Genomic DNA, 22,113 nt, shown 5'->3' on the forward strand with positions numbered 1-22,113 from the left:
AATACGTAATTGTACCTATTTATGGAGGTTTTGAGGTATCAGTACTAAATTGGGACTATTTTAAATAATCTGAGGCCACACCACATTATTGGTTGCGGTGAAGTTTCATATAAATCATCTCCAACACACCATCCACATCTTTTTTTCATTTTCATTTTTTAATAATTTTAAGAGTTGAACTATTTTTAATTTTTAAAAAATAAATGCCTGAAGGGTACGAAGAAACTGTTAAAACATTGCTTTTTCCTGTTTTAATAATTTTTCCGTGAATATTGTAAAGAGACCATTCTTGTTCTTTACTCAAGTTAACTATTCCTGTTGTTGGATTAGGGTACACATAAAGGTTTTCATTCTTATTCAATTCTGTTATACTCAATAAATTTGGAGAAGACCATTGTGCCGTATTATTGGCACTAATCGCCCCCGCATTATTAAAATTACCGCCAACAAATATTCTGTCAACGCCATCACTATCAGAAGCAAAGGTCATGGTATTAATTTTAATATCTACACCTACACTAGTATTTGTGCCTAATGCTTTCCATCCACTAATATCATTCCATTGAGCTATATTATGAACTATAATGCTATTTGTTGCATTAATATTGGCATTATCAAAAGCTCCTGCTGCATATAAATTTGTGCCATCATGAATTAATGTGTTTACAATGTTGCTCAAGCCGTTGCCTAAGGTAGACCAGTTATTGCCAGTTTTGCTCCACTTAGCGATACGGTTAACGGTTAATCCACCAGCGATAGCGAAGTTTCCGGCTACATACACATCGGTATCTGTAGTAGCTATAGCTTCCACAAATCCGCTAGTACCAGAGCCTAAGGTGCCCCAGTTAGCACCATCCCAAGTCGCTATTCTTGGCGCTGTATTGCCACCAGCTTCATCAAAGTTACCACCAACATATAATATGCCGTTATTATCAATTGCTAGTGATCTAATTTCGTTATTAGTCCCCGGAATTGAGTTAGTCGCATCTGTTAAAACAGACCAAGCACTGCCATTCCAAAGTGCTATATTTCTTGCTGTAATGCTGGCATTTACTGTTTCAAAAACACCACCAGCATAAATATTCCCATTACTGTCTATTTCTAAAGCAGCAACAGGCCCATTAATACCTGCCCCAACAGGACTCCATGTGCTTCCATTCCATACCGCTATATTATTAGCTGACACACCTCCAATTGATGAAAACGAACCACCAGCATAAACATCACCATTACTAGAAATTTTTAATGCGTTAATTGTACCATTAGAGCCGCTACCAAGAGTTTGCCATCCATTATTTTTGTTCCAAACCGCAATATTATTTGCTGTAATAGTGCCAACTTGGTTAAAATTACCTCCATGATAAACGTTTCCGTTTGGTGCTGTTGCTATGGCTTCAATAGTGCCATTAACACCTTCATCTAAATGGCTCCATGCCCCAATACCATTTACTGCTGTTCCTGTTGCTGTCGTTGTACCATCAACTAATTTGTATATTTTAGCGTTAATACCATAATCACTAAAATATAATTCACCATCGTCATCTACACCAAAAGAAGATATAAATTGCCCATTAGTTTTAAAAAGTAAAGTGCTGCTGGCACTACCTGTGGTTGCATTATAATCTAAAGCCCACACTCTTCCACTTACATAATCTCCAAAAATATATTTAGAATTGATATCTGGACTTAAACTTGTAATTTCTGTTCCTCGATAAACATAGCCTCCAGTTATAGATCTGTCTCCAGCATTGTGGCCATAAAAAAAAACAGGAAAGTCTGAAAGGCCAGAAATGGTTATATTATTTCTTACAATATTTCCTTCAAAACGTTTCCAACCATAGTTTTTGCCTTTTTCAATAATATTTATTTCCTCAAAAGTACCTTGTCCAACATCAGCACCCCAAAGAGTTCCATTGACTTCATCAAATGAAAATTTCCAAGTGTTTCTGATGCCATAAGCGTAAATTTCGTCCAGGCCACTAACTCCCACAAAAGGGTTATCCGTAGGAATTTCATAATTTCCATTCGGTAAAATGGGATTTGTTTCTAAGGGGTTGCTACCATCTATGTCGACATCAATTCTGCAAATACTACCAAAAACATTATTGGTGTTTTGAGCATTATTGTTAGGGTCATCTCCACCTCCACCATCACCAAATGATACGTAAAGATAGCCGTCAGGACCAAAGGCAATTTTCCCACCATTATGATTGCTGTTATTTTGGTTCTTATCAAATTGAAAAATAATAAGTTCACTATTAGGATCGGCAAGATTGATATTTCCACTGTTTACAGTAAACCTAGATAATACAGACCTAACACTGATTTGTGAAAGGGGACTTTGAGTAGTATAAAAAACATATATATATCTATTGTTAGTAAAATCTGGATGAAAAGCTAGACCTAAAAGGCCTATTTCTTGCCCGTTTGCAAAACTAACTCTGTCTGTAATATCCAAAAATGTTGTTAAATTACCTAAAGTTACATTAGGGTTTCTTGGAAAAACCTTTATTCGTCCTTCTTGCTCTACAACAAACATACGATCTGTTCCATCTTTTGCAGATTGCATCTCTACTGGAAATCGAAAATCTAAATTAGGGAATGCTGATTCGTAGGTTATTTGAGCGCTTGTTATAATAGTAACACTTAAAAAAGAAAAAAATAGTATTAGATTTTTGTAAGCCATAAGTCAATTGTTTGAGGTTTTTATTTCAAAGTTACCGAATTTAAAGTGAATTTATTATTCAAATGGGTTAACTTAAAGTAAAATATTGAATTACTGTTTACCAATAAAATAAAATGTAATGGTGCCTATTTGAGAGGTTTTTGAGGCATCAGCACTAAATTGTGACTGGTTGGCATACTCTAAGGCACGCTCTATTAGGCACTCATTGTCTGATGTGGAAGATGTATTAATATAAGAATCAATAACATCACCATTAGCATTAACGGTAATATTTACAATAATTTTTCCATCCTCCTCACATAAATAAACAGGAATAGGGATGTAGATTTTTTGCCTATCTTTTAACGAAAAACTAATGGTGCTTTTAGAATTGTTACCATCCGATTTTTGTTTCTTTAAAAGCTCATTTACTTTACTGAATTTAGAGAGTTCTTCCTCTTTTAATTTAGAATCTTGTTCATCTTCATAACTGCGTTGGGCAGTGTTCGGTCCGTCAGAAATGCTATTTGTTTTGGGGACATAATCCTCGGGTGGTGCTATTGTTTTATAAGCTTGTGCAAACTGGTTGCTTTTTTGGTTTTCGTTAAAGGCGTTATTCGTTTCGGCTTTGGCATTATTTATTTTTTCCAAAGCTTCAAGAATTTTTATTTCTTCTTCGGAGAGTTCTTTTTCCGGTTCAATTTCGTAGTAACTTTCAGAAATTAGCTCACTATGTTTTTTTAGGCTTAAATTGAAAACAGATAGCACAACAGTTCCCGAAAGGAAGAAGGTAATTAATATTGCTTTATGTTGATTTGTTAGGTGCAAATCTTAAATTTTTACGTTTGGGTTCGTGAAATATACGTAAAATAAAGCAATTTAGTTGTTAACAGAAATTAAGACCCTCAATAAAGGTTTCAATGGATGTTGCGTTTTTAACATGAAAATCACCAATTTTTGTGCGTCTTAAAATAGATAAATGAGCACCAGAACTAAGGGCCTTACCAAAATCGTTAGCTAAAGAACGTATGTAAGTACCCTTACTACAAACCACTCTAAAATCAATTTGAAGATTATCGATTTTAGTGATTTCAAATTCTGAAATGTTTACCATTCTGGGTTTAATGTCTACATCTTCCCCGGCTCTTGCAAATTCATATAGGCGTTTTCCATCTTTTTTTAATGCTGAAAAAACAGGAGGAAATTGCTCGATATCGCCAACAAATTGTTTTGTCGTTTCGTAGATAAGTGTTTCGTTAATATGACTAGTTTCAAAGGTTTCATTGATTTCAGTTTCCAAATCAAAAGAAGGGGTTGTACTTCCTAAAACGAAAGTTCCTGTGTATTCTTTTTCTTGACCTTGAAACGTGTTGATTTGCTTGGTCATTTTACCCGTACAAATAACTAGTAAACCTGATGCTAAAGGGTCTAAAGTACCCGCATGACCAACTTTAATTTTTTTTATTTTGAAAGCTTGCCTGATTTCCCAGCGTAATTTATTAACCACCTGAAAGGAGGTCCAGTTTAAGGGTTTGTCAATTAATAATACTTCCCCCGAAAGATAATCTTCTACAGTTTTCATTTTAATAGAATAATGAAAATGCGATAGCAATTAAACCAACAATAACGCAGTAAACAGCAAAATAGCTTAGCTTACTTTTTTTAACCAAAGCAATCATCCAGGTACATGCAAAAAGACCTGAAATAAAAGCAGCTATAAACCCAATGGAGAGCATTGTAAAGTTACTGCTTTCGTAAGTTAACTCTCCGCTTGAAACATCTTTCGCTATTTTACCAAAAATTAATGGGACCACCATTAAAAAGGAAAAACGAGCAGCTTTGGTTTTATCATTTCCTAATAAAACTGAAGTAGAAATTGTTGCGCCAGATCGCGAAATACCTGGTAACATTGCAATAGCTTGTGAGACTCCTATGATAAAGGCATTACTAAATGAGACATTTTTGTTTGTGTTCTTTGCCTTGTCTGCTAAGTACAGTAAAATAGCAGTAACCATTAACATACAACCAACCAACAGGATATTGCCACCAAAAAGGGATTCTAAATGTTTTTCGAAAAATAGACCAACAATAATAGCAGGAATCATGGAAATCGCAATTTTTACAATAAATTTCAAATCATCATTCCACTTAAATTTTAAGGCACCTTTTATTAAGAGCAAAATATCTTTTCTAAAAACAACCATGGTACTTAGTGCGGTAGCAAAATGTAAAACCACGGTAAATAGAAGGCTTTCTTCTGGAACTGATTGGTCTCCCAAAATGGCTTTTCCTAATTCTAAATGGCCGCTGGATGAAACAGGTAAAAATTCGGTAAGCCCTTGAATAATACCAAGTATGATGGAGTCAATTATATTCATGAGGGTAAAAATAACCAATAACCTAAAGCAAACGCAAGTGTTTAGCTAAAAATTTAGTTAAATAAAAATCCAACCAATAATCAGTATCAATAAAATACCAAAAACACCTTGCAGCAGAGTGGAAACAGTTTGTGTTTTTAATGCTGTTGGGGTGTCCATTCCAGAAAACTGGGCCACGACCCAAAAATAACTGTCGTTTAAATGTGAAACCGTCATAGCGCCTGCACCAATAGCCAGAACCGACAGGGCTTTTCCTAAGGCAGAATCTAAGCCAAAGGATGTTAAAATGGGAGCCATTATGGCAGCGGTTGTAATTATGGATACAGTTGAAGACCCTTGTGCAGTTTTTAAAACAGCCGCTATTAAAAAGGGTAAAAATAGACCTAAGTTAAAATTTGAAAATGAATTTCCAATAATATCCCCTATACCAGTTGCCTGTAATATGGAACCAAAAGCACCACCAGCACCTGTGATTAATATAATAACCCCAGCCTCTTTTAAACCTTCGCCAATCCAATTAAAATGAACAGCTTCTTTTACTTTGTTTTTCAGTTTAAAAGCCAAAAATACTCCTATCAATAAGGCAATAATCGGGTTCCCAATAAAGTTGACTATTCTAGAATATATACCTTCTCCAAAGGGATGTGTAGGGTAATCGGCAATTGATTTTAAAGCGATTAAAATAATTGGGACAATGATAGGCATAAAGGCTGTTGAGGTTTTTGGGATACCTTGAGACGGATTATCCGCTTCAGTAATATTATCAACAATACTCTCAGTATCAACGATATTTTTATATCTTTTTTGAAGATAATTGGCCCAAAAATAACTGACTAACGATACAGGAAACGAAACGACAATTCCTAAAAGTATCACCAAACCCAAATCAGCCTCCAAAGCAGCGGTGGCCGCCAAAGGCCCTGGTGTTGGGGGTATAAATACATGGGCGGTATACAAACCACCAGCCAAAGCCACTGCCAAAACCACTAAAGGTATTTTAGTACGTTTGCTTATGGCCTTGTTTAAAGAGGATAAAATTATAAAACCGGAATCGCAATAAACAGGAATTGAAACGATGAAACCAGTGATGTTCATGGCCAAAACCGAACGGCTTTTTCCAATGGTATTTAATGCCCAATTTGCCATGGTTTTAGCACCACCACTTTTTTCTAAATAAGCACCAATTATGGTTCCAAAAGCAATAATTATCCCTATACTTCCCAATGTTTTACCAAAGCCAGTTGTAAGGGTTGCTGTTATTTCTTTTTCTGTCAGACCACCAACAAAACCCATAACAATACTAGCTAGTAACAACGATAAAAAAGGATGGAATTTATATTTTGAGGCAGCAACAACCATGAATATAACCACTACTACTAAGGCAATTAAAATTTCCATTATGCGTATATTTGATTTAACTAAAAGTACTAATAAATTTTATTTATGCGTTTTGTGCTGGCACCAGATAAATTTAAAGGCTCTTTAACAGGCTTACAGTTTTGTAATGCCGTTGAAGAAGGCTTAAAAAAGTTAATTAAAAAGGCCGAGGTTATTTTTATACCTCTCTCTGATGGCGGTGATGGCACGATTGAAATTTTAAAATATCACTTGAAAGGAAAACTTGTAAAAGTTATTGTTAACGATCCATTATTTCGACCCATAGAAGCATCTTACCTCTACATGGAAGATATTAAAGTCGCTTTTATAGAAATGGCAAGTGCCTCTGGAATGGCATTGTTAAAGCCCAAGGAGCAAAATTGTTTTAACACCACCACTTTGGGAACAGGTGAGATTATTTTAGATGCTATAAAAAAAGGTGCTAAAACCATTATTTTAGGTGTAGGCGGTAGTGCAACAAACGATTGTGGAATGGGTATGGCGACCGCTTTAGGGTATAAATTTGAAGATGAAAATGGAAAAGAATTAAGCCCCATTGGGAAGAATTTATTAAATATCCACAAGATAAATACGGGAGAGGTTTCAAAGATTTTTAAAAATATTGACTTTAAGGTAGCTAGTGATGTTACCAATCCGTTGCATGGAAAACAGGGAGCTGCTTATATTTATGGCCCTCAAAAAGGTGCTTCAAAAAAAGAGATAAAACACTTGGATGCTGGATTAAAACACATTTCCAATTTGTTTAAAAAACAGTTTGGGAAAGACATTGAAAACACAAAAGGAGCTGGAGCAGCTGGTGGTATGGGAGCTGGAACCATGGTTTTTTTAAATGCCAAACTTCAATCAGGGATAGATTTAGTTAAGGATTTAATTGATTTTGATGAAAAAATAAAGGATGTCGATTGGATTATTACTGGGGAAGGAAAATTAGATAATCAAACCCTTTCAGGGAAAACTATTCAAGGTGTGCTTACCTCTGCAAAAGCGAAAAACATCAAAGTGGCTGCCTTTTGTGGTGCTTTAGATTTGAATGCTGTTGAAATCAAAGATTTCGGAATTCATTATGCCGATGCCGTTATAAAATATGCTGAAAACTTGGAAGACGCTATGGAAAATAGTGAGAAGTATGTAAAAAAAATAGCAGAAAAATTTGCAGAAACTTTACTGTTGCTTCAATAATTGTGAATTTGAAGTATGAAAAATTGTTTCGAGAACTACTCCTTATCAGGATTCAAAAGAATGGCATAAATTTCAAAACCAAAACCAATAAGCACCAACATAGGTGCTAAACGGATACGCCTCCAATTAAAAATTTCAGGGTTAAAAACATTGGGGTCATCGCTACCTCCACCAGACATTAAAATAAAACCCAAAGCTATAATGGCAAGGCCAATAAACATGAATTTATAGTTTTTATTTCCAAAAACAAATGTTGGTTTAGATTCTTCTTTTCGTTTTTTTTCTCCCATGATTCACTAAAAATATAACGCAAATTAACGTATTTATTTAAAATTTAAATGTTAAGGCGTTTATAAATTATCTAATAATATAATTCATCGGTTTTTAAATTCAGGAAACGTTGTGTTGCAAAATGAGTACTAATCCAGGTAATAACTATTCCTAAAACAAAAATTAAAAGAAATAATAGGCTTACCAAAACAGGGTTACTTAGTAATTGTAAATCTGTGAATGTTTTGTTTAGATAATATAGTACTATCGCCATACCAACTAAGGCTAAAACAGCCCCAATCATTCCCAGACGGACACTTTTCCAAACAAACGGGCGACGAATAAACTGTTTGGTAGCACCCACCATTTGCATGGTTTTTATGGTAAATCTTTTGGAATATACCGCTAATCTTATGGAACTGTTAATCAATAAAACAGCAATTAACGTAAAAATACCGCTAATCACCAATACCCAAAAACTAATTTTTTTAACGTTGTCGTTCATTAAGTTTACCAAGTCGTTATCGTAAGTAACTTCATCAACAAAGTTTTTTGACAACGCTTCTTCTGAAATTTTTTCAAGATGTTCCGAGGTTACGAAATCGGCTTTCAAATGCACATCAATGGAGTTTTGCAACGGATTATAACCCACAAAATCCATAAAATCTTCACCATTTTCAGCTTTCATAAATTCTGCAGCTTGTTCTTTAGAAACGTATTCGGTACTCTTTACATAATCTGCCATGGCTAAACTTTTCTCCAGTTGCTTGGTTTCAACTTCTTTGGCAGAATCTTTCAAATAAATCGTAACTACCACTTGCTCCTTAAAATGATCGGATACTTTTTTAGCGTTCAAAACCAGCATGCCCAATAATCCCAATAAAAATAAAACCAAGGCAATACTCAACACCACAGAAAAATAAGAAGATATCAATCGGCGTTTTTGGTGTTTTTCAAAAGATGAACTCATAAAATATGGATTAACAATGTAAAAATATAAAAGAAAACTCGATTCGTTAGGAAATACAACGTTTAAACTTTTAATATTGTTTTAAATGGGCGATTTTTTTTGAGATTTACTGGTGATGTAAACCCCTGCCGCAACAAGTAAACAACTCAATATTTTAACCAAACTGATGTCTTGTGCATAATCGCTTTGCATAAAAATATAGGCTAAAACACTCACCAATATAAAACTAACAACAGGTTGTAAATACACATAACTACTGGTTATTGCTGGCGACACGTATTTTAGTGCATAAATGTTAAACAGATAAGCAAAAAAGGTGGTGAATAAAACCACATAACCAATGGTTAAATAGGTATTGGTTGTAAAAGCTTCAAAATTGGTGTTTAAAAAATCACCAATTCCAAAAGGAAAAGCATACATAAAACCGAATAAAAATACCCAACTAACCACCGTGATAGCTTGATATTTTTGCATGAGTGTTTTTGCAATAACCAAATACAACCCATAGCTACAAGCATTTAAAAAAACAAATAGATTGCCCAAAAAAGAACTGGTACCTTGTACTTTATTACCATATAAAATTAAGAATACAGCGCCTATGCCTGCCATGGTAATTCCGATAATTTTATTTTTGGTAAGTTTTTCTTTTAAAATAATAAGACTAAATATTAAAACCAAAACGGGGTTTGATGTTTGAATAATGGAAGCATCTATGGGTGATGTTAAATTAATACCATGAAAAAACAGCATTTGGTTTAAAGCACCACCAAACAAACCGCAAAGTGCCAACCTCAATAAGTCCCTTTTTTCAACCTTTTCCTTGACAAACAGAAACTTAATACCCCAAAATAGTAAGGCACAACACGAAAGCCTAATAAATACAAAAGCAGAAGGTCCAATTTTATTGGGCATAATACCTTTTGCAATAATATAGTTAGCACCATAAATAATATTGGCTCCTAGAAGTGCTAAGTGGGCTTTAGTGGTGTTTTTAATCAAAAAAGAATACTTTATATGAAGCTACGAAGGTAGAAATTTGAAATTGATTTCAGCTATTCTAGCGATTTAAGTATACCGTCAATTTCTTTTTTAGCTTGATTGTATCCAATTTCAAAAGCAGCATCTATACTTTTAGTTTCCAATGTACCAATTTTATCAATGGGCTTGGGTTCAAAAACATAGTTACATAATTTGAATTTTTTGATATTATTAGTTTCTAAACCAAGGTGATAAACACGATAAATTAATTTTAAAGAGGTGTTTATTTCCGAGGCTTTAACGGTGGTTATAGGGTTTACAAAGCTGCCAACTATTTTTGGGACATCTTGTTTTTTTAATGGTTCTACAGGAAAATTGTTTAAAATACCGCCATCAGAATATAGGTTGTCATTAATTTTTAACGGTGAAAACAAAGGTGGAAGCGCACAAGAGGCTATAAGAGGTTTTATAAGCTCTCCTTCACTAAAGTATTCCAGTCTACCAGATAATAAATTGGTAGCCGTTATTGTTAAGGGGTATTTTAATTTCTCAAAAGAATTTTCGGTAAAAAACTTGTTAAAATACCTAATATATTTTTCACTATCCAAAAGGCCTGGTTTCTTCAACGCATACAGGGAGAAATCCAAAATAGGAGTTTGTTTAAAAAACTGGATCATCTCATCGGTATTGTACCCATTGGCATAAAGCGCACTCACTAAAGCCCCGGCACTGGTTCCAGAAACATGTGTTGGAACTATATCATGTTCTAATAAAACTTTTACTAGTCCAATATGAGCAATGGCTCTAACACCGCCACCGGAAAGCACTAAGCCAATTTTCTGATTCATATAAATTTATAAGTTAAGCTGAATAAAGATACAATTATAAAAAAATCCCTAGAAGTAATTTAAATAGCCTTTAGTTTTTTCTATTTAAACCTTAACTTTGCCCCTTTACATGCTGAAAATTTTAGAATGAAATACGATTTCAATCAAATCGAGAAAAAATGGCAAGACTATTGGGCCAAGAACCAAACGTTTAAAGCTGAAAACCATAGTGATAAACCCAAATATTATGTGTTGGACATGTTCCCGTACCCCAGTGGTGCTGGGCTGCATGTGGGGCATCCGCTTGGTTACATAGCTTCAGATATTTATGCGCGCTATAAACGCCACCAAGGCTATAATGTATTGCATCCACAAGGGTATGATTCTTTTGGCTTGCCTGCAGAACAGTATGCGATTCAAACGGGTCAGCATCCTGCGATTACAACTGCCGAAAACATTAAAACCTATCGCCGACAATTAGACCAAATCGGGTTTTCTTTTGATTGGTCTCGAGAAGTAAGAACGTCTGATCCAAGTTATTATAAATGGACACAATGGATTTTCATTCAGCTATTTAACTCTTGGTATAATTACAAAAGTGATAAGGCTGAGGATATATCAGAATTGATTAAAATATTTGAAACTGAAGGGAATGTGCATGTGAACGCTGCTTGCGATGATGATTTAGCATTCTTTACGGCTTCAGATTGGAATAATTTTAATGACGTAAAAAAACAAGAAATATTACTGCAATACCGTTTAACCTATTTGGCAGAAACTGAAGTAAACTGGTGCCCAGCCTTAGGTACGGTACTTGCAAACGATGAAATTGTTAATGGGGTTTCCGAGCGTGGTGGACATCCTGTGATTCGTAAAAAAATGACCCAGTGGAGTATGCGAATTTCTGCCTATGCTGAACGTTTACTTCAGGGGTTAGATAAAATTGACTGGACAGATTCTTTAAAAGAAAGCCAACGTAACTGGATTGGAAAATCAGTTGGGGCGGCCGTTTCTTTTAATTTAATCGAACATGATGACGTTATAGATGTCTTCACAACACGACCGGATACTATTTTTGGAGTTTCATTTATGACTTTAGCCCCCGAACACGAGTTGGTTTTTAAAATTACAACGCCAGAGCAAAAATCTGAAGTTGAGGCGTATGTTGAAGCCACGGCTAAGCGCAGCGAGCGTGATAGAATGGCGGATGTTAAAACCATTTCAGGTGCCTTTACAGGCGCTTATGTTGAGCACCCTTTTACTAAAAAACCTGTACCTGTTTGGATTGGCGATTATGTGTTGGCAGGTTATGGCACAGGCGCAGTCATGAGTGTGCCATGTGGTGACCAAAGGGATTACGATTTTGCAAAACATTTTAATATTCCCATACCCAATATTTTTGAGGGTGTTGATATTAGCGAAGAAGCCTTTGCCGATAAAGAAAAAACGATGATTGCCAATAGTGATTTTTTAAACGGTTTAAGCTATAAACAAGCTACCAAAAAAGCGATTGCTGAGCTAGAAAAAATAGGTCAAGGCAAAGGTAAAACCAATTACCGTTTGCGTGATGCGGTATTTAGTCGCCAGCGTTATTGGGGCGAACCATTCCCGGTGTATTATGTGAATGGGATGCCACAAATGATTGACACCAAATATTTACCTATTGAGTTACCCGAAGTTGAAAAATACTTGCCAACCGAAACGGGCGAACCACCTTTAGGTAACGCTACAAAATGGGCGTGGTGTACCGTAACAAATGCCGTAGTTGATAATAGCCAAATAGATAATAAAAAGGTGTTTCCTCTAGAATTGAACACCATGCCTGGGTGGGCAGGTAGTAGCCAGTATTTTAACCGCTATATGGACCCACACAATGACGCCGAAATCTTCTCGCAAGAAGCTATTAATTATTGGCAACAGGTGGATTTGTACATTGGCGGAAGTGAGCATGCTACAGGGCATTTGTTGTATTCGCGTTTTTGGCAAAAGTTTATGTTCGATAAAGGTTTGGTGCCTTATGATGAGTTTGCCAAAAAACTGATTAACCAAGGTATGATTTTGGGGACGAGTGCTTTTGTTTTTAGAATTTCTTTCAGTTTTAGTGTATATTCAAATAATATTGGTATCAATCCCGAAAATGAAAAAAAATTGCCAAACGGTATTGTAGCTTTTGTTAGTTATTCAGAATATATTAAATATAAGAATGGCGAAGAAACTAAAATAAATGATTTTGTTAATAAAGCGGATAGTTTAAAGAAAGAGTATAATATTTCAAGAGGTGAAGGAATTGTAGACTATAATCAAACAGAAGTATTAATGCATGTTGATGTATCATTTGTAAATGCCTCTGATGAATTAAACATTGAAGCTTTTAAAAAATGGAGAGAAGAATTTAAAAAAGCAGAATTTATTTGTGAAGATGATGGTACGTTTAAAGTAAAGCGCGATGTCGAAAAAATGTCTAAATCCAAATACAATGTGGTCAATCCAGACCAAATTTGTATCGATTATGGCGCTGACAGTTTACGCCTTTATGAAATGTTTTTAGGTCCATTAGAGCAATACAAACCTTGGAATACGGCTGGTATTACGGGTGTACACAGTTTCCTTAAAAAAATGTGGCGATTGTATGTTGGAGAAAACGGATTGCTTGTTGATAATGTAGAACCTTCAAAAGACAACTTAAAAACACTGCATAAAACCATCAAAAAAGTTCAGGAAGACATAGAGAATTTCTCGTTTAATACCTCGGTATCCACTTTTATGATTGCGGTGAATGAGTTAACAGCTCAAAAATGTACCAGCAAAGACATATTAGAACCGTTGTTGATTTTAATCTCACCATATGCACCACATATTGCCGAGGAATTATGGAATCAATTGGGGCATAACGAAAGTATTTCAACGGCGCCGTTTCCAAAATTTGATGCCAGCCATCTGGTAGAAAGTAGTAAAAATTACCCTATTTCGTTTAATGGCAAAATGCGTTTCACGCTGGAGTTACCTTTAGACATCAGTAAAGAAGAGATTGAAAAAGCCGTGTTGGCAAACGAAAAAACCAAAGAGCAGTTGCAAGGGCGCGCTCCTAAAAAAGTGATTGTAGTTCCAGGTAAAATTGTTAATATAGTTGGATAGGCTCATTTGATAAAAATTCAAAATCATGAAAAACCTTTTAGTTTTTTGCGCTTTTCTAGCGATTTTATCGTGTAACAAGGCCAAAGGTAAAACACAAATTGTTGAAGTGTCTTGCGGGCAATGCCAATTCGGACTAGCATCCCAAAAAGGATGTGACTTAGCGGTTCGAATTGATGAACAAGCTTTTTTTGTTGATGGCGCCCATATTGATGATTTTGGTGATGCTCATGATGAAAACTCAGGATTTTGTGAAGTGATTAGAAAAGCTGAGATATCGGGAAAAATTGTTCATGACAGATTTCAAGTAAGCTCTATCAATTTATTGGATTAATCTATGGAAATTATAGGTTTTGTTGCAGCCATTTTAACAACCGCAGCGTTCCTTCCTCAAGTTTATAAAACTTGGAAAACACGAGACGTATCGAGTTTATCACTTCCTATGTTACTTATGTTTTTTGTTGGTATTCTTGGATGGCTTGTGTATGGTTTTCTGAAGCATAGCCCTTCAATGATTTTTGCAAATACCATTACTGCATTATCGTCTTTTCTCTTAGTTTACTTTAAAATTAAGTACGGAAAGAATAATTAATGCTGACAAACTTTCATAATAAATAATTGGCGTTATTTTTGCTATATTTAATAAAAAAATAATAAAATAAAAAAACATGATAGGATATTATATATTAATAGGTGCTATAGCTCTTGTGAGTTGGTTAGTGAGCAACACACTTAAACGAAAGTTTGACAAGTATTCTAAAGTTCAATTACGTAATGGTATGAGTGGTGCTGAAATTGCAGAAAAAATGTTGGCAGACCATGGTATAAGGGATGTTGAGGTTATTTCAACCCCTGGACAGTTAACAGATCATTACAATCCAAAAAACAAAACCGTTAATTTAAGTGAAGCCGTTTATAATCAAAGAAATGCTGCCGCTGCTGCTGTTGCTGCTCATGAATGTGGGCATGCAGTACAACATGCAAAGGCTTACAGTTGGTTACAAATGCGTTCTAGTTTAGTACCTGTGGTAAGTGTAACTTCAGGAATGTCCCAATGGTTAATCATTGGAGGGTTAATACTTGGTGGTGCTGCAGGACTTGGATTAGGTTGGTGGGTAGCGGCTGCTGGAGTTGCTTTCATGGGGTTTGCAACGTTGTTTAGTTTTATAACTTTACCAGTAGAATATGATGCCAGCAATAGAGCATTAGTATGGCTAAAAAATAAAAACATAGTAACTCCAGACGAATATGTTGGTTCTGAAGACGCCTTAAAATGGGCGGCAAGAACTTATGTGGTTGCAGCTATTGGTGCACTAGCCTCGTTATTATATTGGGCACTTCAAGTATTTGGAGGGCGAGATTAAAACCAATTTAAATATTTACATAAAGCTCTGAAAATTTTCAGGGCTTTTTTGTTTCTTTATATAACAATCAAAATAAATGAAAAACCCTTCAAAATATTATAATGAGCACTTAAAAAAATACACTGAAAAGGTTCAAAAGTTAACCAATAAAATGGTGCTCTTTAGTATTTACAGAATAGCAATTTTTGTTTTAACTGTTTGGGGAGTTTACATGATGTTCTCACAATGGCAGGTTGCTCTTGGAATAGCCATAATTGGAATGGTCCTTTTTGCTTTTTTACTCTCAAAATATACCGATTTAAAAACCCAAAAGACCTTGCATGAAGCTTTGGTTTCCATTAATGAGGAAGAAATAAAAATTAATTCTGGCAATTTTCATCACAGAGAAGAAGGGTTGGAATTTCAAGAGCCAAACCACTCTTATAGTTTGGATATCGATTTGTTTGGCCGAGGTTCTTTTTACCAGTTTATTAACAGAACCACTTTAAATGAAGGTTCTTTGAGATTAGCAAATGCTCTAAAAGCCAACGATATTTCAAATATCGAATTACGGCAACAGGCTATTAACGAATTAAGTAATAAAGTTAAATGGCGCCAACTATATTCGGCTACGGCCAGTTTAGTACATGTTGAAACCCCTGAAAAGCAAATCATCCAATGGTTGAAAAACCACAAATCGTTTTTACCAAAAAGTATAAAATGGTTGCCTATGGTTTTTACTTTAGTAACATTACTTATTGTTGTGTTTATAGCTTTTAAAGGCATGCCAAATCCTGAATTTATTGGCTATTGGTTGTTAATTGGATTGGGAATTACAGGTAATTATCTAAAAAAAATAAATGTTTTAGCCGCAAATACGGATAAAGTTAGAGATACCTTTAGGCAATATGGGTTGCTGTTAGATTTAATAGAAAACGAAACATTTTCCTCTGAATTACTAAAACAAAAGCAAAAGAAAATTCAATCTGAAAATAAAAAAGCATCTGTTATTTTTAAAGAGTTTTCAAAAGCATTAGATGCTCTAGACAACAGAAATAATTTTATTGGTGCCATTTTCGGAAATGGTTATTTTTTAACAGATATAAAGAATAGCTTTGAAATAGAACAATGGATTAAACAGTATGCTAATAAAGTTAACCATTGGTTTGAAGTTGTTACTTTTTTTGATGCCTATAACTCACTCGGCAATTATGCTTTTAACCATCCAAATTTTGTATTTCCCATAATAAAAAATAATAGAGTTGTAATTAAAGCAGAACAATTAGGGCATCCGTTATTAAAAAAAGAAAAACGTATAAATAGTGATTTAATAATTGGAAATGAACAGTTTTTCATTGTTACGGGTGCTAATATGGCAGGTAAAAGTACTTTTTTGCGTACGGTTTCATTGCATATCGTTATGGCCAATGTGGGTTTACCTGTTTGCGCAACTTCGAGTGAATATTCGCCCGTAAAACTAATTACCAGTATGCGTACCTCCGATTCTTTAACAGATAACAGTTCCTATTTCTTTTCTGAATTAACACGATTAAAATATATTGTTGATACTATTCATAAAGAGCCTTATTTTATTGTATTAGATGAAATTTTAAAAGGCACCAATAGCACTGATAAAGCTATTGGTTCTAGAAAATTTGTTGAAAAACTGGTGGCTTTAAAGGCAACTGGCATCATTGCAACGCACGATTTAAGCTTATGCGAAATCGAACAAGAATTAGATGTTATAGAGAACTATTATTTTGACGCCGAAATTGTTAACGACGAACTTTATTTTGATTACAAACTAAAACAAGGTATTTGCAAAAATATGAATGCATCTTTCTTACTTAAAAAGATGGATATTGTTTAGTTTACCATTTCAATTTTAATTTTCTCAATCATTGCCATAGCATTTTTATCATCAGGTTTTATGCTTAAAACTTTATAGTAGTTTTTTAAAGCTTCAGAGTAGTTTTTAGTTACATAAAAAGCTTCTCCCAAACTATCATAAACATCATATTTGTAAGGAAAAATTTGGGTATTCAAATCAAAAATATATAAAGCTTTTTCTAATTCATTAGAACGCAAAAGCATATACCCAAGCGTGTTTAATTCTCTGCTACCTTTTACAAATTCAGCTAGTCTGGGTACTAAAATAGATTCTTCAGTTTTTAAACTTTCAATAGGTTTTGAGCTTAGTAAATAGTTCATATAGTTTGCTGCCATATAGTTGGGCGTGTATCTATTATCAGTTACAATTTTGAGTATGTCACGTTCTAAAGTTTCAACTGGCGATTCAACAATTCTATTGACTTCATTACCGTTTTTATAAAAAATAAAAGTAGGCACCCTGTGAATATTTAATCCTGCTTCTTCATGGTTAGGGCTTTGTTTATAGGCATCTTCAGTTCTATCAACCGCAATAACCTGTAATTGTTTTTCAGGAAATTTAGCTGTCTCCAAAACTTTATAAAATCTGGGAACTTCGCGTTTACTATCGCCACACCAGGTACCTAAAAATAATTTTATGGTATATTGCTTTAAAGAGTCTCTCAATCGTTTTACAATGCTTTTGTTCACTAAATAATCCTCATAGTTTTCCGAAAACCAAGTATTAAAAGGATTTTGAGTAAGTCCTGTTTTATTAATTTCTCCTAACAACATTTCATGGCCATTTTCATCTCTTTCAAGATGATTTAAAGTTTGGGAATAACAAAAGTGAAGGCTAAGAAATAGAATTGAAAAAATAACGGTTCGTTTCATGATTTTTTTGATTGTTTTTTCAAATTTAAATCAGTTTAGTTACAACTGCTAATTAACTTTACCAACAACCACAATAGGTTTACAAACAGCAATTTTGGTTGTTTGCAATAACAAAATGGACTTTTATACATATTCTTTGATGCTTTTGGGTTTTCTAATTACATTTAAACATGGTTTTAAGTAAAAAGCACATTTCGCAAATATTGGTACACATTCTCTTTTGGATGCTGTTTGTGTTTGTATCGCTTTTTTTGTTTTCAGATTTCTATTGGAGAGAGAACCCGTTTTTGCAATACGTGTCCTTATTGATTGCCATCGTTTATATCAACCACTTTTTTCTGCTACCGTATTTTGTAAAAAAAACATGGTATATACTCTATGTTTTGGTTTTTGCACTCATTTCCTTTTTGGCAACTCAGTTGTATTGCTACGCTTTTGCACAATGTGGGTGCAGCTTGCCCAAATGCTTAAGCGATTATTTATGGCAAACCTTGGTGCCACTTATTTTCTTTTCGTTTGTGTGGATTTTATTTAGGTTTATTGACGAACAAGAAGAAGTTGAAAAAGTAAAAAAGGAACATACCGAAATGGAATTGAAGTTTCTGAAATCGCAAATAAATCCGCATGTATTGTTCAATAATTTGAATACTATTTATTCTTATTCGCTTGAAAAACCCAATGAAACGCCAGAGCTTATTTTAATGCTTTCAGATAACCTGAAACATGTGCTGTATGAAAGCAATGAAGAAACCATTTCACTTGAAAAAGAAATCCAGTTTATCGATAATTACATCAAGTTCCAAACCATAAGAACAGAAGGCGTTAAGCATATTCAATACAAAAAACATATCGATTCTTTAAAAAATCAAATAGCGCCTTTGTTGTTAATAACCATTATTGAAAACGCGTTTAAGCATAGTACTTTAAATAGTGCTATTTCAGTTATGATTGAAGGTGAAAATGGTATTTTAAATTTGGTTTGCGAAAATGATTTTGATGAAAGCATAGTAACCACCACCGATTTTAAAATAGGTTTACAAAACTTAGAAAAGCGTTTAGAACTTATCTATAAAGACAACTATAAACTCAATATTGAAAAAAATAAAACGTTTAAAGTGACTTTAAATTTGACATTACAATGAATTGCATCATTATAGAAGACGAAATGCCAGCTCAAAAAATCTTAAAAAACTTTATTGAGAAATTGCCAAATATTAATTTGCAGGCTACTTTTAAGGCAGCTATTGAAGCCAACGCCTTCATAAAAAACAATGTTATTGATGTTATTTTTTTAGATATTAATTTGCCAGATATGTCTGGTTTGGATTTTATAAAGACCATTAATAAACCGCCAGCTATTATCATGACAACCGCTTATCCAGAATATGCAGTGAACAGTTTTGAGCTCGATACTATTGTTGATTATTTAGTGAAACCTTTTTCGTTTGATAGGTTTTTAAAAGCTGTCAATAAAGCAGAAAGTAGATTACAAATTTGGAAAAACACAAAAGAAGATAATACCGAAATCATTTATTTAAACGTTGATAAAACACTTCATAAAATCACATTAAGTTCTGTGTTATACATAGAGTCTGATAGAAATTATATCACCGTAGTTACCGAAACACAAAAACTATCTTACATAGATTCTTTAAAAAACTGGACTGAAAAATTGCCAAATAATCAATTTATTCAAGTTCATAAATCCTTCATAATAAATAGTAAATTTGTAAGTAAGATTTCTGGAAACCTCATTTTTGTAAGAGATTTTAAAATCCCCATTGGGAGAACTTACAAACAAGGATTGTTAAAGCAATTACAAATAGTTTAAATCCATTTTATGCAGTATATTTCTAAACTCCCCAATGTAGAAACTACTATTTTTTCTGTAATGAGTGGGTTGGCTAAAAAGCATGAAGCCATTAATTTATCACAAGGTTTTCCAGATTTTGAGAGCGACCAAAAGCTTATAGATTTAGTTTCTCAAGCCATGAATACGGGATATAATCAATATGCGCCCATGGCTGGAAATTTGCAATTGCGAGAAGCTATTGCGAAAAAATTCGAGTTGCTTTACAAAATATGTTACCATCCAGAAAATGAAATAACAGTTACTGCTGGTGCCACGCAAGCTATTTTTACAATCATAAATACATTTATAAAACCTAATGATGAAGTTGTTATTTTTAAACCTGCATATGATAGTTACGAACCATCTGTAATATTAAATGGTGGAAAAGTCGTTTCCATTCAATTAAATGCGCCAGATTTTAAAGTGGATTGGAACTCGGTACGACAAACTATTAACAGTCGAACTAAAATGATAATTGTAAATACTCCCCATAACCCTTCAGGTACTGTTTTTTCAAAAGAAGATATGTTACAGTTGCAAGAAATAACAAAACATAGCAATATTATTGTTTTAAGTGATGAGGTTTATGAGCATATGATTTTTGATGGAGAAGAACATCAAAGTGCCTGCTTATTTCCTGATTTAAAATCGAGAAGTTTTATAACAGGTTCTTTCGGAAAAACTTTTCATAATACGGGTTGGCGAGTCGGGTATTGTTGCGCGCCAAAAGAATTAATGGAAGAATTTATGAAAATACATCAGTTTAATGTATTTTGTATTCATCATCCAACTCAAAAAGGCATTGCAGATTATATGCAAGAACCCAAACATTATTTGGATTTACCAGATTTATTTCAAAGAAAAAGAGATTTATTTTTAAACTTAATTAAAGATTCCAAATTTAAGTTTAAACCCTCAAAAGGCACCTATTTTCAAGTGTTAGATTACTCAGAAATCACCCAAGAATATGATGTAGATTTTGCAAAACGATTGACTATTGAATTTGGAGTGGCCTCAATACCTTTATCTGCTTTTAACACCAATAATCTTGATAGTAAAGTATTGCGTTTTTGTTTTGCTAAATCAGATGACACTTTAAAAAAAGCCGCTGATATTTTAAATAAAATCTAGTCTAAAACTTTAGAAAGAGTTTGCATAAACTCACCTATTTTTGAAGGTTGAAGCCATCTAGTTACAACTACAACATGGTGTTTTTTGTCTATAACGATAAAGTTGCCACCAAATCCTGAAGCGTAAAAAACATCTTCAGATATATTTTCCCAATGTCGTGGACCTTTTTTATTTAACCACCACATATAACCGTAATTTACATTGGTTGTTGAGGGTTCAGTAGCTTTTTTAATCCAATCTTCACTTATTATTTGATTATCTTTCCATTTCCCATCATTTAAAAACAACAAGCCAAAACGAGCCATGTCTTCGGTAGAAATAAATAAACCGCCCCCAGAATGCCCTCCTCCGGTTACAGATTTCATTTTTAATCCATCAATAGTTGTCCATGCGTTATCATAACCAAACCATCTCCAAGTTGTTGTGGCACCTATTTTATCCATAATGTCATCCTTAAGCACTTGAGGTAGTGGCTTTCTCCATATTTGAAGTAGGGCATAAGCTAGCACGTTTACACGAACATCATTATATTCCATAAAAGTACCAGGTTCTTTAAGTTCTCTATTTTTCCAGTCATCCAAACCGCCTTCTCTTGGCGGTCGATCTGCCCAATCTTTTAGACCCCAAAGTTCTCCAGACCAATCGGAATTTTGTTGCAGTAAATGTTGAAATGTAATTTTAGAATTGTGGGAGCCATCAAATGTACCATCCCAAACATAATTTTTTACATAATCGGCTTCGTTATTAATTAAATTTTTATCAACAGCTAAACCAGCCATCGTAGATAAAAAACTTTTAGTAACACTAAAGGTCATGTCCACGCGTTTTGTGTCTCCCCACTGTGCAATAATATATCCATTTTTTAAAATAAGCCCTGCTGGTCCACCTCGCTTTTTTGTTGGTCCTAGAATTTGATGAAAAGGTTCTCGAGCAAAACCCTCTAAAATGGCTACACGTAAGTCTCTGGAGCCGGAATATTCATTCGCTAAGGCAAAATCTACTGCTTCTTTTAAATCATTTGCATTGATTCCAAAATCTAATGCAGGTTTAACTTCCCAATCAGCATTTCTGTCTGGAAAATAGATAATTTGCGCTTTCGCTATAGGAACAAAAAATATAACTGCTACAATGAGTAAAAGGAATTTGCTTTTTTGCATAATGTGGTTATGAAAGTTTAATGGTTCAAATTACTCAATTAATTTTAAATCTTGTCTAAAATGCTTAAAT

The 22,113-nt window shown here is 34.0% G+C and carries 20 protein-coding genes; 9 read left to right on the top strand and 11 right to left on the bottom strand.

Going from position 1 to position 22,113, the window contains the following annotated elements; translation table 11 throughout:
* Nucleotides 1-151: 151 nt before the first annotated feature.
* The 5 genes from ABD963_RS04130 to ABD963_RS04150 all read right to left on the bottom strand — a co-directional run bounded on the left by ABD963_RS04130 (nt 152) and on the right by ABD963_RS04150 (nt 6,441).
* Nucleotides 152-2,686: a PQQ-dependent sugar dehydrogenase gene (locus tag ABD963_RS04130; protein ID WP_345275671.1), complete on the bottom strand. Its 2,535-nt coding sequence runs from the start codon at nt 2,684-2,686 to the stop codon at nt 152-154.
* A 90-nt stretch (nt 2,687-2,776) separates the two neighbouring features.
* The gene (locus ABD963_RS04135; RefSeq protein ID WP_345275672.1) at nt 2,777-3,493 is read right to left on the bottom strand and encodes a hypothetical protein; all 717 of its coding nucleotides are present in this window, start codon (nt 3,491-3,493) and stop codon (nt 2,777-2,779) included.
* Nucleotides 3,494-3,551: 58 nt separating this feature from the next.
* Entirely contained in the window at nt 3,552-4,247 is a 696-nt protein-coding gene (gene truB / locus ABD963_RS04140; RefSeq protein WP_345275673.1) for a tRNA pseudouridine(55) synthase TruB, read from the bottom strand.
* Between the two features lies 1 nt (nt 4,248).
* Nucleotides 4,249-5,043 (bottom strand): undecaprenyl-diphosphate phosphatase, encoded by a 795-nt coding sequence (locus ABD963_RS04145; RefSeq protein WP_345275674.1) that lies wholly within the window; start codon nt 5,041-5,043, stop codon nt 4,249-4,251.
* Between the two features lie 57 nt (nt 5,044-5,100).
* Entirely contained in the window at nt 5,101-6,441 is a 1,341-nt protein-coding gene (locus ABD963_RS04150; protein ID WP_345275675.1) for a GntP family permease, read from the bottom strand.
* Nucleotides 6,442-6,486: 45 nt separating this feature from the next.
* On the opposite strand from ABD963_RS04150, the gene ABD963_RS04155 reads away from it, so the two are divergent.
* Complete coding sequence (locus ABD963_RS04155; RefSeq protein WP_345275676.1) at nt 6,487-7,620, top strand: glycerate kinase; 1,134 nt, start codon at nt 6,487-6,489, stop codon at nt 7,618-7,620.
* Between the two features lie 35 nt (nt 7,621-7,655).
* Here the strand turns inward: ABD963_RS04155 and ABD963_RS04160 are convergent, their stop codons facing one another.
* From ABD963_RS04160 to ABD963_RS04175, 4 genes are all read right to left on the bottom strand, one after another.
* On the bottom strand, nt 7,656-7,910 hold the full coding sequence (locus ABD963_RS04160; protein ID WP_345275677.1) for a DUF3098 domain-containing protein: 255 nt from the start codon (nt 7,908-7,910) through the stop codon (nt 7,656-7,658).
* A 71-nt stretch (nt 7,911-7,981) separates the two neighbouring features.
* A complete protein-coding gene (locus ABD963_RS04165; protein WP_345275678.1) occupies nt 7,982-8,860 on the bottom strand; it encodes a cell division protein FtsX in 879 nt (292 codons plus the stop codon).
* Nucleotides 8,861-8,941: 81 nt separating this feature from the next.
* Nucleotides 8,942-9,859, bottom strand: a complete 918-nt coding sequence (locus tag ABD963_RS04170; RefSeq protein WP_345275679.1) for a DMT family transporter — start codon at nt 9,857-9,859, stop codon at nt 8,942-8,944.
* 53 nt (nt 9,860-9,912) lie between these two features.
* On the bottom strand, nt 9,913-10,686 hold the full coding sequence (locus tag ABD963_RS04175) for a patatin-like phospholipase family protein (protein WP_345275680.1): 774 nt from the start codon (nt 10,684-10,686) through the stop codon (nt 9,913-9,915).
* A gap of 126 nt (nt 10,687-10,812) precedes the next feature.
* Here ABD963_RS04175 and ABD963_RS04180 point away from each other — a divergent pair, with 126 nt between their 5' ends.
* The 5 genes from ABD963_RS04180 (at nt 10,813) to ABD963_RS04200 (ending at nt 17,010) form a co-directional block, all read left to right on the top strand.
* Entirely contained in the window at nt 10,813-13,800 is a 2,988-nt protein-coding gene (locus tag ABD963_RS04180) for a leucine--tRNA ligase (protein ID WP_345275681.1), read from the top strand.
* 25 nt (nt 13,801-13,825) lie between these two features.
* On the top strand, nt 13,826-14,131 hold the full coding sequence (locus ABD963_RS04185) for a DUF6370 family protein (protein WP_345275682.1): 306 nt from the start codon (nt 13,826-13,828) through the stop codon (nt 14,129-14,131).
* Nucleotides 14,132-14,134: 3 nt separating this feature from the next.
* Entirely contained in the window at nt 14,135-14,389 is a 255-nt protein-coding gene (locus ABD963_RS04190) for a SemiSWEET family sugar transporter (protein WP_345275683.1), read from the top strand.
* Nucleotides 14,390-14,465: 76 nt separating this feature from the next.
* Nucleotides 14,466-15,161 carry a zinc metallopeptidase gene (locus ABD963_RS04195; RefSeq protein WP_345275684.1) on the top strand — a complete coding sequence of 232 codons (696 nt, stop codon included), beginning with the start codon at nt 14,466-14,468 and terminating at the stop codon, nt 15,159-15,161.
* 76 nt (nt 15,162-15,237) lie between these two features.
* Nucleotides 15,238-17,010 (top strand): MutS-related protein, encoded by a 1,773-nt coding sequence (locus ABD963_RS04200; RefSeq protein ID WP_345275685.1) that lies wholly within the window; start codon nt 15,238-15,240, stop codon nt 17,008-17,010.
* Here the strand turns inward: ABD963_RS04200 and ABD963_RS04205 are convergent.
* A complete protein-coding gene (locus ABD963_RS04205; RefSeq protein WP_345275686.1) occupies nt 17,007-17,903 on the bottom strand; it encodes a thioredoxin domain-containing protein in 897 nt (298 codons plus the stop codon). The two genes, ABD963_RS04200 and ABD963_RS04205, sit on opposite strands and share 4 nt — an antisense overlap.
* A gap of 170 nt (nt 17,904-18,073) precedes the next feature.
* Between ABD963_RS04205 and ABD963_RS04210 the strand changes: the two genes are divergently transcribed.
* Genes ABD963_RS04210 through ABD963_RS04220 form a run of 3 tightly spaced genes read left to right on the top strand, consistent with a single transcriptional unit; the run spans nt 18,074 to nt 20,886 of the window.
* On the top strand, nt 18,074-19,045 hold the full coding sequence (locus ABD963_RS04210; protein WP_345275687.1) for a sensor histidine kinase: 972 nt from the start codon (nt 18,074-18,076) through the stop codon (nt 19,043-19,045).
* Nucleotides 19,042-19,734 (top strand): LytR/AlgR family response regulator transcription factor, encoded by a 693-nt coding sequence (locus tag ABD963_RS04215; protein ID WP_345275688.1) that lies wholly within the window; start codon nt 19,042-19,044, stop codon nt 19,732-19,734. The genes ABD963_RS04210 and ABD963_RS04215 overlap by 4 nt, the downstream gene beginning before the upstream one ends.
* A 9-nt stretch (nt 19,735-19,743) precedes the next feature.
* Entirely contained in the window at nt 19,744-20,886 is a 1,143-nt protein-coding gene (locus ABD963_RS04220) for a methionine aminotransferase (protein WP_345275689.1), read from the top strand.
* Here ABD963_RS04220 and ABD963_RS04225 read toward each other — a convergent pair.
* A complete protein-coding gene (locus ABD963_RS04225) occupies nt 20,883-22,043 on the bottom strand; it encodes a serine hydrolase domain-containing protein (RefSeq protein ID WP_345275690.1) in 1,161 nt (386 codons plus the stop codon). The two genes, ABD963_RS04220 and ABD963_RS04225, sit on opposite strands and share 4 nt — an antisense overlap.
* Nucleotides 22,044-22,113 lie beyond the last annotated feature (70 nt).

Origin of the sequence: Litoribaculum gwangyangense (genome assembly GCF_039543505.1) — a bacterium.
GTDB classification, from domain to species: Bacteria; Bacteroidota; Bacteroidia; order Flavobacteriales; family Flavobacteriaceae; genus Litoribaculum; species Litoribaculum gwangyangense.

Bases quoted from the DNA above. Each gene is read 5' to 3' on its own strand.
- ABD963_RS04130 (WP_345275671.1), bottom strand. From the start codon at position 2,686: ATGGCTTACAAAAATCTAATACTATTTTTTTCTTTTTTAAGTGTTACT.
- ABD963_RS04155 (WP_345275676.1), top strand. From the start codon at position 6,487: ATGCGTTTTGTGCTGGCACCAGATAAATTTAAAGGCTCTTTAACAGGC.
- ABD963_RS04160 (WP_345275677.1), bottom strand. From the start codon at position 7,910: ATGGGAGAAAAAAAACGAAAAGAAGAATCTAAACCAACATTTGTTTTT.
- ABD963_RS04165 (WP_345275678.1), bottom strand. From the start codon at position 8,860: ATGAGTTCATCTTTTGAAAAACACCAAAAACGCCGATTGATATCTTCT.
- ABD963_RS04220 (WP_345275689.1), top strand. From the start codon at position 19,744: ATGCAGTATATTTCTAAACTCCCCAATGTAGAAACTACTATTTTTTCT.
- ABD963_RS04210 (WP_345275687.1), top strand. From the start codon at position 18,074: ATGGTTTTAAGTAAAAAGCACATTTCGCAAATATTGGTACACATTCTC.
- ABD963_RS04205 (WP_345275686.1), bottom strand. From the start codon at position 17,903: ATGAAACGAACCGTTATTTTTTCAATTCTATTTCTTAGCCTTCACTTT.
- ABD963_RS04185 (WP_345275682.1), top strand. From the start codon at position 13,826: ATGAAAAACCTTTTAGTTTTTTGCGCTTTTCTAGCGATTTTATCGTGT.
- ABD963_RS04145 (WP_345275674.1), bottom strand. From the start codon at position 5,043: ATGAATATAATTGACTCCATCATACTTGGTATTATTCAAGGGCTTACC.
- ABD963_RS04190 (WP_345275683.1), top strand. From the start codon at position 14,135: ATGGAAATTATAGGTTTTGTTGCAGCCATTTTAACAACCGCAGCGTTC.
- ABD963_RS04200 (WP_345275685.1), top strand. From the start codon at position 15,238: ATGAAAAACCCTTCAAAATATTATAATGAGCACTTAAAAAAATACACT.
- ABD963_RS04215 (WP_345275688.1), top strand. From the start codon at position 19,042: ATGAATTGCATCATTATAGAAGACGAAATGCCAGCTCAAAAAATCTTA.
- truB (WP_345275673.1), bottom strand. From the start codon at position 4,247: ATGAAAACTGTAGAAGATTATCTTTCGGGGGAAGTATTATTAATTGAC.
- ABD963_RS04195 (WP_345275684.1), top strand. From the start codon at position 14,466: ATGATAGGATATTATATATTAATAGGTGCTATAGCTCTTGTGAGTTGG.
- ABD963_RS04150 (WP_345275675.1), bottom strand. From the start codon at position 6,441: ATGGAAATTTTAATTGCCTTAGTAGTAGTGGTTATATTCATGGTTGTT.
- ABD963_RS04175 (WP_345275680.1), bottom strand. From the start codon at position 10,686: ATGAATCAGAAAATTGGCTTAGTGCTTTCCGGTGGCGGTGTTAGAGCC.
- ABD963_RS04225 (WP_345275690.1), bottom strand. From the start codon at position 22,043: ATGCAAAAAAGCAAATTCCTTTTACTCATTGTAGCAGTTATATTTTTT.
- ABD963_RS04180 (WP_345275681.1), top strand. From the start codon at position 10,813: ATGAAATACGATTTCAATCAAATCGAGAAAAAATGGCAAGACTATTGG.